Consider the following 14,902-nt stretch of genomic DNA (forward strand, 5'->3'; position numbering starts at 1 on the left):
CCCTACGCCGCTAATCCGTTACTGCCCGCCGCATCAAGGTGGGTTTTCAAAAAGCCGGTGATTAATCCCTGAATATCCAAAATCAATGACACCGACCCATCCCCTAAAATGGTGGCGCCAGAAATGCCGGAGACTTTGCTGTAGTTCGACTCCAAACTCTTGATGACCACCTGTTGCTGCTCTAACAGTTCATCAACCAATAACCCAACGCGATTGCCTGCCGCTTCCACAAAGCAGAGTATGGGGTGCTCACTGGGCGTAGCGGGAGCCAGTTCAAGCTCGGATTGCAGATTCATGATAGGGATGCTTTCTTCTCGTAGGCGATACAGCAACACGCCACCGGAAGCGCGTTTGATCTTGCTCTCATCCAAAGAGACCGATTCGATGATGGTCAGCAACGGAATGACAAACACTTGGTCGGCTACCTTTATGAGCTGACCGTCCAAAATCGCCAAGGTAAGGGGTAAGCTGATGGTGAAACGGCTGCCTTTACCCAGCTCGGATTCCACCTCGATGTGGCCGCCCAATTCTTCAATGTTGCGCTTGACCACATCCATACCCACGCCTCGCCCAGAAATATCTGAGACCGATTCCGCCGTCGAAAAACCGGGGGAAAAAATCAGGTTCATCACCTGCTGTTTGGAAAACTCGTCCCGGTTGGCATCGCTCGCGACAACGCCTTTTTCCTGCGCTTTTCTCCACAGCACATCGCAATCGAGTCCGGCGCCATCGTCGCATATTTGAATGATGATAGAGCCGCCTTGATGGAAAGCATTAAGCTCAATGATCCCAGCCTCGGGTTTACCTCGTTCACTGCGCGTTTGGCGTGACTCTATGCCGTGGTCAATGCCATTTCGGACCAAATGCACGAGCGGATCAACAATGCGCTCTAACACCGTTTTGTCGAGTTCCGTGTGCTCGCCCTTGATCACCAACTCCACCTGTTTGTCCAAGCGAGATGACAAATCTCGAACCAAGCGGGGGAAGCGACTAAAGGCAAAGCTCATTGGCAACATGCGAATATTGAGGACGTTATCTTGCAGCTCCTTGCTGTTTTGCAACAGCTGCTCGAGCCCAGCTTTGAGTTTATCCAGTTTGTCAGGGGTAAAATCGTTACCAATTTCCGTCAACATTGATTGCGTGATGACCAGTTCGCCCACCAAGTTGATCAAGCTATCGACTTTATCAATATCTACCCGAATGGAACCGACGCTTGACTCGGTTTTCGTCGGCTTGGACGCGGTTTTCGCTGGTGTCTCAATGCTTGGTTTGGTTGCGCTAGGTTCAGATGCAGTGGGCTCAGATGCAATCGGCTTAGGTGTAATGGGCTCAGACTCGGTGGACTTAGACGCCGTCGAAGCGGAAGAGATTGACTCAGATGGGGCGACTTCTAACGATGTCTCTTCAACCCCACGCTCACCACTCTCTGGTTTTCCTCGCGTAATGATGAGATCGCACTCATCCTCTACCCATTCGAATATCTCGCTAATCTCTTCTTGCGCGAGCTGACCATCCATAACGAGATACCATTTCAGATAACAGAGCTCCGCCTCCAGTTGCTCAATCATGGGTAAGGTGCTGGTGTCGACGCAAATTGACATGTTCGGATCCAGTTCATGACATTCGCGAAGGATGCGTAACGGGTCGTTGCCGCTAAAAAACAGTTCAGGATGGGGAGCAAACGTAATGTGGTAAGGTAGAGAACCCGCATCGGATGCCTCCGCCAATGACTCGTCGGGCTCACTTTCAACGCTTGGTTCGTCACCTAATAAGCGTTCTAGCTCCTGACTGATCTCAGTTTTTAGGTTGGATTCATTAGGAACGCCAGACTCGTGCGCCTCAAGCAACGAGTGTATGCAGTCAACACTGCGCAGCAGGAGATCAATGCTGGCGGGGGTTAATTGGCGCTCGCCATTACGCACCAAATCCAGATACGCTTCAACGGAATGAGTAAACTCGCTGATATCGAGCAAGCCAAACGTGCCGGCTCCGCCTTTAATCGAGTGGGCGGCGCGGAAAATTGTGTTGATCTCTTCACTGTCGATGTTTGTGGCATCAAGGTTGAGCAACACCTGTTCGAGAGTCTCAAGGTTTTCCCGACACTCTTCATAGAACATCTTACGCAGTTGACCCATATCTAGCGACATACTTTCCCCTCAAACGCTCTCTGTTCTAAACCGCTGACTACAGCACGCGCTTCAATGTTTTTAGCAAGGTATCGGGATTGAATGGTTTCACTAGCCACCCCGTCGCACCGGCCTGTTTGCCCTGCAGCTTTTTATCCGCACTGGTTTCCGTGGTAAGCATGAGGATCGGCACAAATTTGTACTGCGGTTTCTCTCGCAGCGCTTTAACCAGCTCAAAGCCACCCATGTTAGGCATGTTGACATCGGAGATCACAACGTCAAACTTCGCGCTCATCACTTTATTCAGCGCGTCTTTACCATCATTTGCAGTTTCTACCTCATAGCCAGCATCTTTCAGGGTGTGACTGACCATTTGTCTGATTGATACAGAATCATCAACAGCAAGAATTTTAGTCATGAGATCCATCTCCAACGTCTGAACTTAACTTCAATAAATGTTGTAAACCCAAAGCGTTTGCTCCTTGTTTTAATGTGGCGCTCGGCTTGTCGAGTCGTATCTCGACTGAGTCGCGCTCTGCACTAAGAAAAAGAGAAACAAGGACCTGTAGGCCCGCGGCGTCGACTCGATCCACATTGGAGGCGAGAATCACAAGCGAGCGATGATCATGAAGCCACTGCTTAGATTCAGCAGCGACATTGAGCGCACTTGAGATATCAAGCGCGTCAGGAAGTAGACAATCCTTTTTCATTGTTATTCTTATTTCCTAGCCACAAAACACTACGCACAAAGTTTTATATTGAGTTTAGGAAAGGTTCGTCATTTGGCAAATGTGACTTAACTTTTGATACAGCAAGTTGCGGTTAAAATTTTTGTCGTTGGGATAAAAACTATCGAAGATTTAGTGAGTTGCCGATAGAGGCGATTTTGAAAAAAATTCTTATTTTCTACTGTGTTTTATTGACTGGTTCTTTAGTACTAGTTCGCAACCGCGTTGAAGGTAGGGTGTTATAGAATGAGATTTTACAGTGTAAATCGACTCGATTGTGTGGCCGTTTACACTGTAAATTTATCGTCTATTTTACAGTGTAAATTGGACTAGCCAGAACATTGAGATAACCAAGTTTCTATATCAAGCCGAAGCTGAGCTTCGACCTGCTTTTTACCAGGAAAACCTAAAGCCAAGGCACACTCACTCCAGCTCTGTTTTTGCAATACCTTTCTTATCATCACATCGCTGAACGCCTGAAAACCGTGTGTGAATGCAAAGCGATCGATCAGTGGCGCACAACTGTCATAACTCGCCCCACCTTTTGCATAACCCAACAGAAGCGCAGCCGTCCCAGTAGGGACAATGGAAGCATTAGTTTTTGGCGCCAAACTACGGACGACCTCAGTTTCAAGTTGGCGCAAACTGTCCGAGAGAGAATAGTGAAATTGCGTGGCGTAATGTTGCGCCACCTGTGCTAGCCACTCGGTATCGCCTTTGATCATAATGACTGAATGCGTACCGCTGGCGCTGTCTCGTTGACTGCTCACTTTGATCGGTGCAAAACCAGCTTGGCGCCAAAACTTAACCAAATCAGCGGTGGCGCCAAAGCTGGTGGAGAGAAAGTCACACTCAATGCTCTCTTCAAGCTGTGCGAGTACCGCCAGCCCTACCCCTCGCCTTTGTAGATCGGGATGAACTGCTATTCGCATGACACGCACACTTTTTTGCTGCGCCGCTCGCTCAATACCAAATTGATTCGCTAAGGTGCTCGGCACCAATTGACCTTTGGGGCGTCGTTTACCGAGCACAATGTCTTGCACCAGCTCTGCGGGCATGTTGCCCTCATCTACGGTCAACACGCAGGCAATGCATGTCCCTGACTCAAACTGAGCATAAACGTTGACGCTGGGCTCATCGAGGATAAGCATCAAATCATTAGGTGACGTCTGATAATGGGCGTTGACCAACAGCGCAAAGCACTGGCGCAGCAACTCAGGTTTTGCCAACAGCTGCGCTTTGTCGATGCAGGTGAGCGCTATCTCCGGCAACTGAGCAGGCGCTGGTTCTAACTCGGTGTCTAAGGCAAACGTCGAAAAATGCCATGCTTCCAACGGATCGCCCGCGTTCCAGCGAATCGGCTGTTGGAGATGAAGTTGTGCCATCCCCGGTCTTGCCACTTTAAGCCAATCTAAAAATTTGAGCGTAAAGCCTCGTCCACACCCCTCATAGCCGTGAATGGTGGTCGAAAACACGACACGATGATAACGCTCTGTGATCTGTTTAAGCATGGAAATGGGAATCGCAGACGCTTCATCGACCCACAAAGCATCACAATCCGGGCGCAGGCGAAGTAACTCATCTGGCGCAATAAACGCCAGTTGGCTCTCTTGGTAGCCTATACATGATTTGCTGACCGTAGCGCCCTCAAGTTGTGAGGCGGTGTGCTCAAACACTGCGCGCGTCGCGGCCAAACTCGGCGCACAGACAAGAAGACGTTTTCGAGAAGCCTTCATCAGCCTTGCTGCCGCGATGCCTAAGGCGCTGCTTTTTCCTCGACCTCGGTCTGCCGTTAACACCAATGGGCGCTTTCTGTGGCCTTCCACCACGCGACAAATCGCTTCAATCGCTGAGTGTTGCTCGATAAACGGATCTTGAGTTTGTCCGCTCGTCAGCGTGATGTTGGGGAGTGGTTTATCGGATGATAACCAATACAAGGATTGCATTGAGCGCAGCAACCACGTTTTCGATGAAGAAGCATCGGTGCGCTCATCAAGCGTGAATATCACAACCCCGCCCCCTTTGACCGCACCGAGTGCCGCACTGACGCTGTTGGCATCGAAGTCGTCGTTCACCGCGACCACTAAGAGCTCTATCTCTTGGCCCAGTAGCTGAGTGCCTTGCTTAGCCGATAGATGACGAACGAGACGGTCATCTTGATTAAAGACAGTGTGACCGAGACAAACCGCCGATTGAGCGCCGCTCGCTGAAAGCGCAGCGCGCAATACCGTGTGTTGCCATTGACCATCGCCTTCAATCACCACACCATAACGATGACGCATCAATTGGGCTTGTTGAAAAAGATCGCGAAAAAAGGACTCTATCGGATTCATAACACGTGGGTAACGGTGGACGATGGAGTGAGTATATCACTCTCGCTGCGCGCTGCGACATTCGCTCATCATTTCTGCCCGCCGCCACGCGCCAGCAATAAAAAAACCGCTCGAACAAGGAGCGGTTTTAGATGACGTTGACGCAGAAGTTACTGGAGCTTGGCTTGCAAGAAATCCAGAATATCTTGCATCAAAGCATCATCGACTTTCTTTAGGTTCAGCGACAAACTGGAACCTTTACGGCTGTAGCTCGCGCGACCTTTGACCAGCTCGGTTTTCGCACTGCCACTGGATTTGCTTGGCGTCATCTCTTCAATCCAAGACTCGATCGTTTCAGAGACTTCTTTGGTAATGCGTGCAACCCCTTGGGCTTCACTGCGCTGCCACACAAATCCCCCTTCACACTGACACTTTTCAAGCAGCTTTGCACGGTTCTCATCGCTGAGTGCATTGAACTGCTTGTGCAACTTCACAATGGTAGGTCGACCTAAATCCGCCACATTCGGATACGCTTGCAGCAGCTCAAGTGGCAAATCAGCGGCTTTCAACGCTCCACTGACCAAGGCTTCACTGCACTGAAACATCTTCGCCAGCGCTTTCTGATCCTCAGCTTCACCGCTAGCGAGCTTTGCTTGCATCTCTTTGCCCTTCTCATACAGAGACAAAGGCTTGTGGGCGTTCGCCACATCGGATAAGAATTTTGCATGTTGGGTGTTGATGTCATCGGCAACATAGATCAAGAACTCTTTGTTGGACAAAATACACGACATGCGGCGACGGCTACCATCGAGTACTTCAATCTTGCCATCTTCACGCTTGCGACCGACGGCCGGATACTGCTGGCCGCGCTCACGTAAAGTGACCAACACATCCGATAACGCATGCTCATTGAGGAAAGATTGCTCGCGGGCATTATCCGCAAAGACAACCGTCTGCGCTTCCACTTGATCGGCCGGAATACGCACCAACTCAAACTGCACTAACTCCTCACCCGCAACCGCTAACTCGATAAACTGCGCTTTATCTTTCGCTGCTTGCTGGGCTTCTTGTGGTGTCGTAACTTGGCGTTTATTCGCCTTGCCGAACAATCTTGCATTTAAGTCTGAAGTTTTAATTGCCATACTCTAGTTTACCCCTGATTCAGTGATGACCAGTGACTGTGCAACACTCGCTCTAGCTCCAGTGCACTCTTTTGTACCGCATCTTGCGCGGTCGCTAGGGTTTTCTTACCGCCTTCGAAGTCGCCGGTCGTGAGGTCAAACACCGTGCTGTAGGTGTCCGCACAGGTTTCAAACGCGCGGCTTCGCGGAATGGTGGCCATCATCACCTGATCGCCAAGCAAGTAGTTCATCTCAGTCAACACAGAGACTTGCTTCTTGTTGTCATCTTCAAACATGGTGGGCATCAGACGCACGAACTCAAGCCCTTTCCAATCTTCTGGGAACATCTCATACACCGTAGGTAGGTGCTGGAAGAAATTGACCGTCGACGCCCAATCCAAGCGCTTCGCCGCACAAGGGATCAGCAGCGCATTTGACGCGTACATGGCATTCCATACTAGAGGATCCACGTGCGGACCGGTATCAATCATGATGACATCAAAATCGTCAGCAATCTTATCGATCAGCTTTTCTTTAAGTAGTTTTACGATATCCAACGACTGATTCTGCGACAAGCTTTGCCACGCTTCTGCGTTAAACATCGCATCTTCTGGGAAGGCAGACACGGTTTTTAAATTCGGGTACTGCGTTGGTAGCATGACGTTTTTGCGCAAAAATGCCTTATCGACCTCAGTACCTTCAGGTACGTTATCGAGCATGATATCCACTGCAGAATAGATACTCTGGTGTTCACTGATGCTAATTTGTGGATTTAAAAATAGACGCAACGAACCTTGTGGATCTAAGTCAATCAAACAAATTCGGTAACGTTTATCCAGATTGAGCGCTAAGCACGCCGCTAAGTGTACAGCGGTCATCGACTTACCGGTTCCGCCCTTTTGGTTCTGAACGTTAATGATCCACGGCTTATTCTCTGTGTTCTTTTTACGTTCATGAAACTTGGGGATGCCCGCCGCATCCATCAACATGTGCGCTTCTTGCAATGAAATGGAGTAGTGATTGGCGTTGTTTTTCGTAAATTGGTGACCGTCCGCTTCGAGCTTACTGATCGCATCATCTAGTTTGCGACGCGTTAGCCCTGAGCGGGTTTCCATCAGCGCTTTCGACATCGGAGGAAAATGTTCGTCACGACGTTCTTCTAATACGATCTCTATGCGGTCCGCTTGAACTTGAGCCGTCTGCTCCGCCAATTGGTAGAGACTCTCTATGGTTTGTTCTCTTTTCATTGCCAAAATCCGTTGTAAGTGACTAAAATAAATTGTACAGCATTTAATAAAACAAACAATAAAAAGGTGAACATTCACTTATGGATTAAAATCACATTAAATAAAAGAAATCGGAACAATTTGATGACTTCTTGCAATCTGATGTTATTTTCGTCAATAAGGTGAGCAAAATCGCCTAAAAATCTTAGCCACTTTGCTTCGCGTTCTAACCTCTCGTAAAAGTGTTACCTTGTCACATATTTACATTGTAAACTACAAAAGCAAACCGAAAGATGAAGTAGGGCAGAAGTGTGGTGTTTTAATCCAACGAGTGCGTTCAAACCATTAATGCACCACAGCGTTCGCATTATTCACTTCTGACATACTCACCACAGAAAATCTCATCGCCTGTATCGGAACGATTAGGTTTTCCTCCTATTTTACGGAGCGTGTCATTTCAATCTTTACCGATCTAACCAAAACCTCACTCGCGTTGCGGTACGAAGCCGTTTACGTGAGCAGAATGAGTGATAATAGCTCTCGCAACGCGATCATAATTCAACCGGATCCAGCGGTTGAGTATTCGAAACGATGATCAAGGGACATCACTTGATCATGCTTTCGCTCCAAATCTGTGAAACTGGAACGATGATCAAGGCAACAAACCCTAAATCTCATCAATTGAACCTCGCGATCTTTCATCGCAAATGATCGGATCAATGATCAAGTGAATTGATGCTTCGGAAGCATGTAAAATAGAGCTTTATTTACGGACAAATGCAGATGGAATAAGAACTCATGCCAAAATAGCGGTGTTTAGCCAATAAATCAGATTGACAGGCACAGAATATGGGAAGAAACACGAATCACTTGATCATGCTTTCGACCTATATCGTCATAGAAGCCGTTGAGAGCAAAGTTGGTCGAGATTGCCGTTCAAATGCGATGATGGACAATAAACGGTGGAAATCTGAGCGAAATAAGCGACACGGCTCAGAGACATCAGCAGAAATGGCGTTTCCTTGATCATGTTTTCGGCATCACAGAGCGCTCAGCACAACCAATAAACCGCCGCTTATTGACACTTAACGATGCGCTCTGTGGATAACGTGTGAGAGAGTGATGATCATGCTTCTGCCAGCCCAATGATCATTGATTCAGCAACCACATGATCATGGTTCTTGGATATTTTGATCATGCTTTCAATAACTTAATGATCATGCTTTCGTCTTTCACATGATCATGCTTTCCAAGTCAAAAAAAATAACGCGCCAATAAACAATGACTTAGAAGGAAACTGACGGCCAGATCATAAGATCATATAACCAATATAGATCAAATAAATCAAAAAGATCAGTTATTTAAAAACCTCTAATTTTTTCTTTATTTATGATCTTTTTTTCTTTATTCTTCAGGAACTATAGCGATATTACGGCTAGTGTGATACGGATCTAATCATGAGTTCTGACGAAAAAATACTGATCAAAGCCCCAAGAAGCCACAAGGATGGCCATTTATTTGAGGTGTCTGAAACGGCTGTCCACTGGATAGAACAATACCAACACTTCAAAGGGGTGACGAAAAGTATTGTCGAACTGCTCAATCTCATCTCACTGCGAGGATTCAGCAGCAAAGATGGTTTGGTTTCAACCACTGAGTTGATCGATGCAACAGATGGGCAAGTCACACGAGCAGCCATTCAGCAGCGATTACGCGCCGCAGTCAACATCGGCCTGTTTTTACAGGTACCAGTGCGTTTTGAAGAAGGGTTAGCGGGCAAAACCATGCTCCATCGCTTTGTTAACCCAAACCAGTTGATTTCCGTGTTGGGCGCCACCAGCTTGGTCACGGAATCGGTGAAGCAAAGTGAGAAACAAAAACGCTCTAAGGCACTGGCTCAAACTCAGGTGAACAAGCGCTTGCTCAATGAGCATGGCTTGAATATTCCCCCAGCAATGAAAGATGAAGCGGATCAGTTTGTGGTATCGCCTACCAACTGGGCGGGCATTATCGATCAAGCCTTAGCGCCGCCCAGAACGCGCAAACAGTACCAAAAAAGCATGGTGTCGATCTCAGGCACGCGCGCGGTGATCGAAACACGATCATCTAAAAACATCATGACGGTGGATGATCTGATGACGCTCTTCGCGCTGTTCACCTTAACCGTGCAATACCATGAGCACCACCAGCAACAATATCAACTCGATGCAACGCACGTGCCTAACAAAACGCCACTCTACATCACCGACATTTTGTCGCTGCGTGGCAAAAAAGACAGCGGCCCTGCACGAGACTCCATTCGTGACAGCATCGATAGAATCGAGTTTACCGACTTTCAGTTACACGAACTCACCGGCCGTTGGCTGAGCGAGAACATGCCAGAAGGCTTTAAGAGCGATCGTTTTCGTTTCTTGGCCCGAACCATTACCGCATCGGAAGAGGCACCTACAGAGGGCGCTGACGGCGAAATTCGCATTAAACCGAACCTCTACATCTTGGTCTGGGAGCCGTCGTTCTACGAAGAACTACTCACGCGTGACTATTTCTTCTTGTTCCCACCTGAAATTTTGAAGCAGCATACCTTGGTCTTCCAGCTGTATAGCTATTTCCGTAGCCGTATGGTTCGTCGACACACAGATCAAATGCTCTTAAGCGAGCTAAATCAAAAGCTTGCGCGCAACATTGAGTGGCGCCGTTTTTCAATGGATTTGATCCGAGAGCTGAAAAAACTCTCGGAAGGGAAGGGCAGTGACGATCTGTTTGTGGTCAATTTGTGGGGTTATCACTTAACGATCCGCACGATCGCGGAAGGCGACAAGATCAAAGATTACGAATTCGACATCAAATGCGATGCTGAAGAAGTGCTGCGTTATTCGCGTGCACGTACCACCAACGCGGGTAAGCGCAACATGGCGCCGACGCTGCCCAACCCGCTACGTAATGAGATGGTCACACGCCAACAGCTTGATGAGATGTCGCAGATCATTGATGGCGAATTCGAGCCTATCCAACGTAAAGAGCGCGCGGCCAAAGGCAAATTGGGCCGTCGGGTAAAACAGCGTAAGCACTTAGTTGAGATCAACGCCGATGAGATCACCATTACTCTCTCCAAATATACCTCTCCAGAGGCTCTAGAACGCTCTATAACGGCGTTAGCGGCGATGACAGGGCACTCCCATAACTCCATCCAAGAAGAGTGTCTGGAGCTCATTGACAAGCTTGATTACCTGCGGGTCGGTGAAGAGGTCATCCCATACGAGACTTTGAGTAAAATGGTCGAGTTGTACAACAGCCAAAGTGAAAACAAGCACTTGTCGATCGAACGCTTGATTGCGGGCCTCGCCGTGCGCCGAAAAGTGTGCAAACAAGTCCATGAAGGGCATCTGGATGAGACCGTATTCCGCGCATTAGATGAAGTGGCGGTGTAGTTTGCGGCCTTGTCTGACAATTGGACACTATCACTACATTACCCTGACACTTTACTGACATAAAGCGCGCCGAGCTTGGCTATTATTTATCCCGAATAGACAACCTTTTGTCCTTTCTGATGAATGAGAGATAGGATTATCTCTGATAGATTGGCTCATATTGTTACATTCATTCTGAATATTTGGCGAGTTCGATGAACTCGCTATTTTTTTGCCTGTTGATCCCCTATTTCTCCTTTTACGCTGCTTCTCTTAAGCGCCCATGCGACCTTCATTACCTTGATCATGCTTTCGGATCACAGTGCAAGATCACCGACATCCCTTGATCATTCTTCCAAAGATTGAAATCTCGGTACTGACACCGCTTCGCTTGAATCTTTTTGTTTGGATAAACCTTGGTCTCAGGATGGAGTCAGCCCGTTGTTACGCTTCGGGAGTGCGGAGAGTTGGATGTGGCAGAGGGAGAGAGTAGGGCACACCTTAGAAAAAATGAGAGCTGGATCGCCTGACTTTTCTTAAGGGTAATCATTTAAATGTATCGCTAGTTTTTCTGCCCTGCAAAGGCTATTTATAAAATAATCGGTAAGAGTGTTCGAACTATTAGCGCAATCACATTCTGACGCTAAAATTCTTAACAAGGGATAGGCGTATTTGCTACAGATTAGGCGTCCCTAGCATGGTTTGTTCGGAGGTTACTATGTCCATTAATTCTATTGACCATGATGAAATGACTCATATTGCCGGTAAGTGGGACTTCACGGAAGAAGTAGAAACAAAAGAGCCAACCAAGGCAGTCAAATCTGCCGAGGCACGTAGACGTATTGAAGCATTGAGAGAGATACGTGAAAGCGGCTTATCGATTGAAGAAGCGAAAGAACTTGGCTTACTTCATTAAGCAATCCCCTAATTAGTTAAGGGCGGCCATAGTGCCGCCCTTAGTTTTTCCAAAAGAGCGATGTTTTTTTGATCTTGGCGGGTGAGCGAGGTGATTGAGACTCTACTTTGCTCGCTGGTGTGTGGTATATTCCCACTCCATATTTTTACAGAAACTGAGCGTGATTGATGTCGATTAACCTGTCGAACCTTCCTGCCGAAGAAAAAAACAAGGTTGAGCTTGATAAACAAGCGTCATTTTTGGTTTGGAAGCTCCGTGAGGCTAAAACTGGCCCAGATGAAGTGAATCAGCAAGCGGCCAAAATCAAAGATGAGAACGAGAAAGCGTTCTTCTTAGACTCTGTAGCCAAATATAAGCGAGTAATGGGCGTGTTGTGACCCCATTTCTCAGCAAGGCGAGAAATTGAAAAGCCCTCGCATTTTGCTAAAATCCTTCGCGTTAAATTGAAATTAGAGAGAACATCCCGATGGGAAGAAGTTTTGAAGTGCGCAAAGCCTCAATGGCGAAAACTGCAGGCGCAAAAATTAAAGTTTATTCCAAATACGGTAAAGAAATTTACGTGTGTGCAAAAAACGGCGGTTCAGACCCAGACATGAACCTGTCGCTTAAGCATTTGATTGCAAAAGCGAAAAAGGACCAAGTTCCTGCGCACGTGATCGATAAAGCGCTAGATAAAGCCAGCGGCGGTGGCGGTGAAGATTACCAACCTGCACGCTACGAAGGTTTCGGTCCGGGTGGCACGAGCGTTATCGTTGACTGTTTGACTGATAACGGCAATCGTACTTTCCAAGATGTTCGCCAGTGCTTTGTGAAAACAGGCGCGAAAATCGGTGTGGAAGGCTCAGTATCACACATGTTCGACCATCAAGCGGTGTTCCAGTTTAAAGGTGATGACGACGAGGTCATCCTAGAGACCTTGATGATGGAAGATGTGGACGTCACTGACGTAGAACTGGAAGATGGCGTGATCACAGTGTTCGCACCTCATACCGAGTTCTTTAAAACCAAAACGGCATTGAGCGCAGCGTTCCCAGACTTAGTTTTGGATGTTGAGGAAATCACCTTCGTACCGCAGACGCACACGCCAGTCAGTGGTGAGGATGCGGAGAAATTCCAAAAGTTCCTTGATATGCTTGATGATTGTGACGATGTTCAGCAGGTATACCACAACGCTGAATTGTCGTAATCGACGAGTAAGACGAAAGAGTAACAAAAACCGAGCTTGGCTCGGTTTTTTTATGCCTGTGAGGTGGTCTTTGGGCTGGCCAACCAGGCTGATAAGCGGCGAATTTGTGGCAGTACCGTGAGGTTCAAGACCAAAGCGCATGGCCACGCCAAGGTAAAGCCTCTCATCCAAGCGGCGGGCCAGGTGGCGTTAAAGCCCAAATTGTAGCCAGACAGCAGCCCAGACATGATAAACGCCATTGTGAAGGATGACAGTAGGGCTGAAATCCAAAATTGTTTACGACTCATTGTAGCTCCTCAATAAAAGGTTGTTTTGTCTATTCTGCATGCGAGTGAGTCATATGTCTAACCGGTTTACAGTGTAAACCTCGACGATTATGCGACACGCTTTCTATCGTGCGCTAGTGCCGAGACCGCTTGAGGAAGCAGTGACATAATGATCATGCCCAGCATTAAGCTGTACTGAAAGGGAGTGAAGGATTCACCAAGCAGTATCATCCCTGAAACGATGCCCGCGACCGGATTGGCAATGCCGCCAAAAGTAAAATCCACCACGGTCATTCTTTGTAGCAGCCAGACATACATGGCGTAGCTAAACGCCGTATTCAGACCGACCACCCAGACTAACCCGAGTGCATTGCTCATTGAAAAGTGCTCAATGACGGAGGCGTACTGCTCCGGGGACGAGACACTGTGGAGCAGCGCCGCTGCGGTGAGTACACCACCCCCAATGAGCAATTGCCACGTCAGGACTTTCCACCAGTGGATGCGACTGCCCAAAGATTTGGTCAACGCGCTGCCTGTTACTATGCATGAAATCGCTCCCAGCATGGCGAGCAAGCCAACCGGATCAAGGACAATCGCACTGGGATCGAACAACCACCACGCAAGCATGATCAAGGATGCGCCGCAAACCGATTGCAGCAAGCTAGGTCTGATTTTATGAACGAGCGCAGCGTAGCCCAGCGCAAACACAGGAACAGAGACCATGCCAACACCGGCAATTGCAGACGGCAATCGCAGTGCCATGACAAAAATCAAGCTGAAAAACAGTCCGATGTTGACCGTTCCGAGTAGAGCCAGTACTCGCCATTCGCCTCTTTTGGGCCAGCTCGGCTTTATTGCAAGCAATAACAGCCCAGCCGGTAGCGCGCGCAACGCGCCAAGCAGCAAAGGCGGCCAGTCTGTAAGCGCGAACTGTGTCACGGCGTAAGTGGTGCCCCAAAAAAAAGCAGGGATCATGGCAAGCAATATATTCATTCAATTTATCTTTACGTTAAGATATTGGCCCGAACCATACGCCTATTCACCGTGCTTGTAAAGTATCTTTATGTTAAGGTAAATCCGCATATCAGAATAATGGAGAGGCACCCCGGTGGATGTCATTGACACCTTGACCCAGCAGTGGTCGACAGAAAAACCGCATCTCGACACAGGGCCGATGGCCATGATGGGGCGGCTATTGCGCATTGCGAAGCAGATCGAAGCTGCGCTGGCTCAATTGCACAAGCAGTATGACTTGAAATTGGGAGAATTTGACGTCTTGGCCACCCTGCGCCGCAGTGGCGCGCCGTATCGTTTGACCCCTTCTGAGCTTATCAACGCGATGCTGCTGACCTCTGGGGCGATGACCAACCGTCTTGATAAACTCACAAGTAAAGGCTTGATCGTACGTATTCACAGTGAGCAAGATAGACGCAGCGTTGCGGTTGAATTGACGGAGCGTGGGCGCACTGTGATTGATGCCTTGCTCGACGAGCACGTGGCCCTTCAGCATCGCCTTGTCGAAGGACTGAATGTTTCGCAGCGTGAAGCGCTGACCGCTCTGCTCAAAGAGTGGCAGCTGCAACTGGAATCTTAGATGACGGACAACCAAAGAGT

The 14,902-nt window shown here is 48.3% G+C and carries 14 protein-coding genes; 6 read left to right on the forward strand and 8 right to left on the reverse strand.

All coding sequences use genetic code 11. The features are described from left to right. Positions 1-2: 2 nt before the first annotated feature. The 6 genes from AC6R1A_RS08595 to AC6R1A_RS08620 form a co-directional block, all read right to left on the reverse strand. Positions 3-2,147: a chemotaxis protein CheA gene (locus AC6R1A_RS08595; RefSeq protein ID WP_500633156.1), complete on the reverse strand. Its 2,145-nt coding sequence runs from the start codon at positions 2,145-2,147 to the stop codon at positions 3-5. A 37-nt stretch (positions 2,148-2,184) separates the two neighbouring features. After that, complete coding sequence (locus AC6R1A_RS08600) at positions 2,185-2,544, reverse strand: response regulator (RefSeq protein ID WP_334553027.1); 360 nt, start codon at positions 2,542-2,544, stop codon at positions 2,185-2,187. Continuing rightward, positions 2,537-2,836: an STAS domain-containing protein gene (locus AC6R1A_RS08605; protein WP_500633157.1), complete on the reverse strand. Its 300-nt coding sequence runs from the start codon at positions 2,834-2,836 to the stop codon at positions 2,537-2,539. Before AC6R1A_RS08605 ends, AC6R1A_RS08600 begins: the two co-directional genes overlap by 8 nt. Positions 2,837-3,183: 347 nt before the next feature. After that, the gene (locus AC6R1A_RS08610) at positions 3,184-5,187 is read right to left on the reverse strand and encodes a tRNA(Met) cytidine acetyltransferase TmcA (RefSeq protein WP_500633158.1); all 2,004 of its coding nucleotides are present in this window, start codon (positions 5,185-5,187) and stop codon (positions 3,184-3,186) included. A gap of 149 nt (positions 5,188-5,336) precedes the next feature. Continuing rightward, positions 5,337-6,308, reverse strand: coding sequence for a ParB/RepB/Spo0J family partition protein (locus tag AC6R1A_RS08615; protein WP_500627345.1), 972 nt, complete (start codon positions 6,306-6,308; stop codon positions 5,337-5,339). An 8-nt stretch (positions 6,309-6,316) separates the two neighbouring features. Further along, positions 6,317-7,534, reverse strand: coding sequence for a ParA family protein (locus tag AC6R1A_RS08620; protein ID WP_500630983.1), 1,218 nt, complete (start codon positions 7,532-7,534; stop codon positions 6,317-6,319). An 828-nt stretch (positions 7,535-8,362) separates the two neighbouring features. Here AC6R1A_RS08620 and AC6R1A_RS08625 point away from each other — a divergent pair. The 5 genes from AC6R1A_RS08625 (at position 8,363) to AC6R1A_RS08645 (ending at position 13,022) form a co-directional block, all read left to right on the forward strand. Further along, positions 8,363-8,539: a hypothetical protein gene (locus tag AC6R1A_RS08625; protein WP_500630984.1), complete on the forward strand. Its 177-nt coding sequence runs from the start codon at positions 8,363-8,365 to the stop codon at positions 8,537-8,539. 431 nt (positions 8,540-8,970) lie between these two features. Beyond that, positions 8,971-10,941: a replication initiator protein RctB domain-containing protein gene (locus tag AC6R1A_RS08630; RefSeq protein WP_487902458.1), complete on the forward strand. Its 1,971-nt coding sequence runs from the start codon at positions 8,971-8,973 to the stop codon at positions 10,939-10,941. Between the two features lie 697 nt (positions 10,942-11,638). Further along, complete coding sequence (locus AC6R1A_RS08635) at positions 11,639-11,836, forward strand: PA3496 family putative envelope integrity protein (RefSeq protein ID WP_334553016.1); 198 nt, start codon at positions 11,639-11,641, stop codon at positions 11,834-11,836. Between the two features lie 167 nt (positions 11,837-12,003). Beyond that, positions 12,004-12,213: a DUF3283 family protein gene (locus AC6R1A_RS08640; RefSeq protein ID WP_500627348.1), complete on the forward strand. Its 210-nt coding sequence runs from the start codon at positions 12,004-12,006 to the stop codon at positions 12,211-12,213. 89 nt (positions 12,214-12,302) lie between these two features. After that, complete coding sequence (locus AC6R1A_RS08645; protein ID WP_334553012.1) at positions 12,303-13,022, forward strand: YebC/PmpR family DNA-binding transcriptional regulator; 720 nt, start codon at positions 12,303-12,305, stop codon at positions 13,020-13,022. A 50-nt stretch (positions 13,023-13,072) separates the two neighbouring features. Here AC6R1A_RS08645 and AC6R1A_RS08650 read toward each other — a convergent pair whose 3' ends face one another. Continuing rightward, complete coding sequence (locus AC6R1A_RS08650; protein WP_334553010.1) at positions 13,073-13,309, reverse strand: DUF2798 domain-containing protein; 237 nt, start codon at positions 13,307-13,309, stop codon at positions 13,073-13,075. Between the two features lie 87 nt (positions 13,310-13,396). Continuing rightward, positions 13,397-14,281, reverse strand: coding sequence for a DMT family transporter (locus AC6R1A_RS08655; protein WP_500632549.1), 885 nt, complete (start codon positions 14,279-14,281; stop codon positions 13,397-13,399). Between the two features lie 115 nt (positions 14,282-14,396). Here AC6R1A_RS08655 and AC6R1A_RS08660 point away from each other — a divergent pair, with 115 nt between their 5' ends. Further along, positions 14,397-14,882 (forward strand): MarR family winged helix-turn-helix transcriptional regulator, encoded by a 486-nt coding sequence (locus tag AC6R1A_RS08660; protein ID WP_500632548.1) that lies wholly within the window; start codon positions 14,397-14,399, stop codon positions 14,880-14,882. The last annotated feature ends 20 nt before the right edge of the window (positions 14,883-14,902 follow it).

The organism is Vibrio sp. R10-SG3-ISO3 (genome assembly GCF_059834225.1).

What these genes read in the sequence shown, in the direction of transcription:
- AC6R1A_RS08605 (WP_500633157.1), bottom strand. Translation starts at nt 2,836, where the DNA reads ATGAAAAAGGATTGTCTACTTCCTGACGCGCTTGATATCTCAAGTGCG.
- AC6R1A_RS08635 (WP_334553016.1), top strand. Translation starts at nt 11,639, where the DNA reads ATGTCCATTAATTCTATTGACCATGATGAAATGACTCATATTGCCGGT.
- AC6R1A_RS08640 (WP_500627348.1), top strand. Translation starts at nt 12,004, where the DNA reads ATGTCGATTAACCTGTCGAACCTTCCTGCCGAAGAAAAAAACAAGGTT.
- AC6R1A_RS08630 (WP_487902458.1), top strand. Translation starts at nt 8,971, where the DNA reads ATGAGTTCTGACGAAAAAATACTGATCAAAGCCCCAAGAAGCCACAAG.
- AC6R1A_RS08655 (WP_500632549.1), bottom strand. Translation starts at nt 14,281, where the DNA reads ATGAATATATTGCTTGCCATGATCCCTGCTTTTTTTTGGGGCACCACT.
- AC6R1A_RS08650 (WP_334553010.1), bottom strand. Translation starts at nt 13,309, where the DNA reads ATGAGTCGTAAACAATTTTGGATTTCAGCCCTACTGTCATCCTTCACA.
- AC6R1A_RS08610 (WP_500633158.1), bottom strand. Translation starts at nt 5,187, where the DNA reads ATGAATCCGATAGAGTCCTTTTTTCGCGATCTTTTTCAACAAGCCCAA.
- AC6R1A_RS08645 (WP_334553012.1), top strand. Translation starts at nt 12,303, where the DNA reads ATGGGAAGAAGTTTTGAAGTGCGCAAAGCCTCAATGGCGAAAACTGCA.
- AC6R1A_RS08625 (WP_500630984.1), top strand. Translation starts at nt 8,363, where the DNA reads ATGGGAAGAAACACGAATCACTTGATCATGCTTTCGACCTATATCGTC.
- AC6R1A_RS08595 (WP_500633156.1), bottom strand. Translation starts at nt 2,147, where the DNA reads ATGTCGCTAGATATGGGTCAACTGCGTAAGATGTTCTATGAAGAGTGT.
- AC6R1A_RS08600 (WP_334553027.1), bottom strand. Translation starts at nt 2,544, where the DNA reads ATGACTAAAATTCTTGCTGTTGATGATTCTGTATCAATCAGACAAATG.
- AC6R1A_RS08620 (WP_500630983.1), bottom strand. Translation starts at nt 7,534, where the DNA reads ATGAAAAGAGAACAAACCATAGAGAGTCTCTACCAATTGGCGGAGCAG.
- AC6R1A_RS08615 (WP_500627345.1), bottom strand. Translation starts at nt 6,308, where the DNA reads ATGGCAATTAAAACTTCAGACTTAAATGCAAGATTGTTCGGCAAGGCG.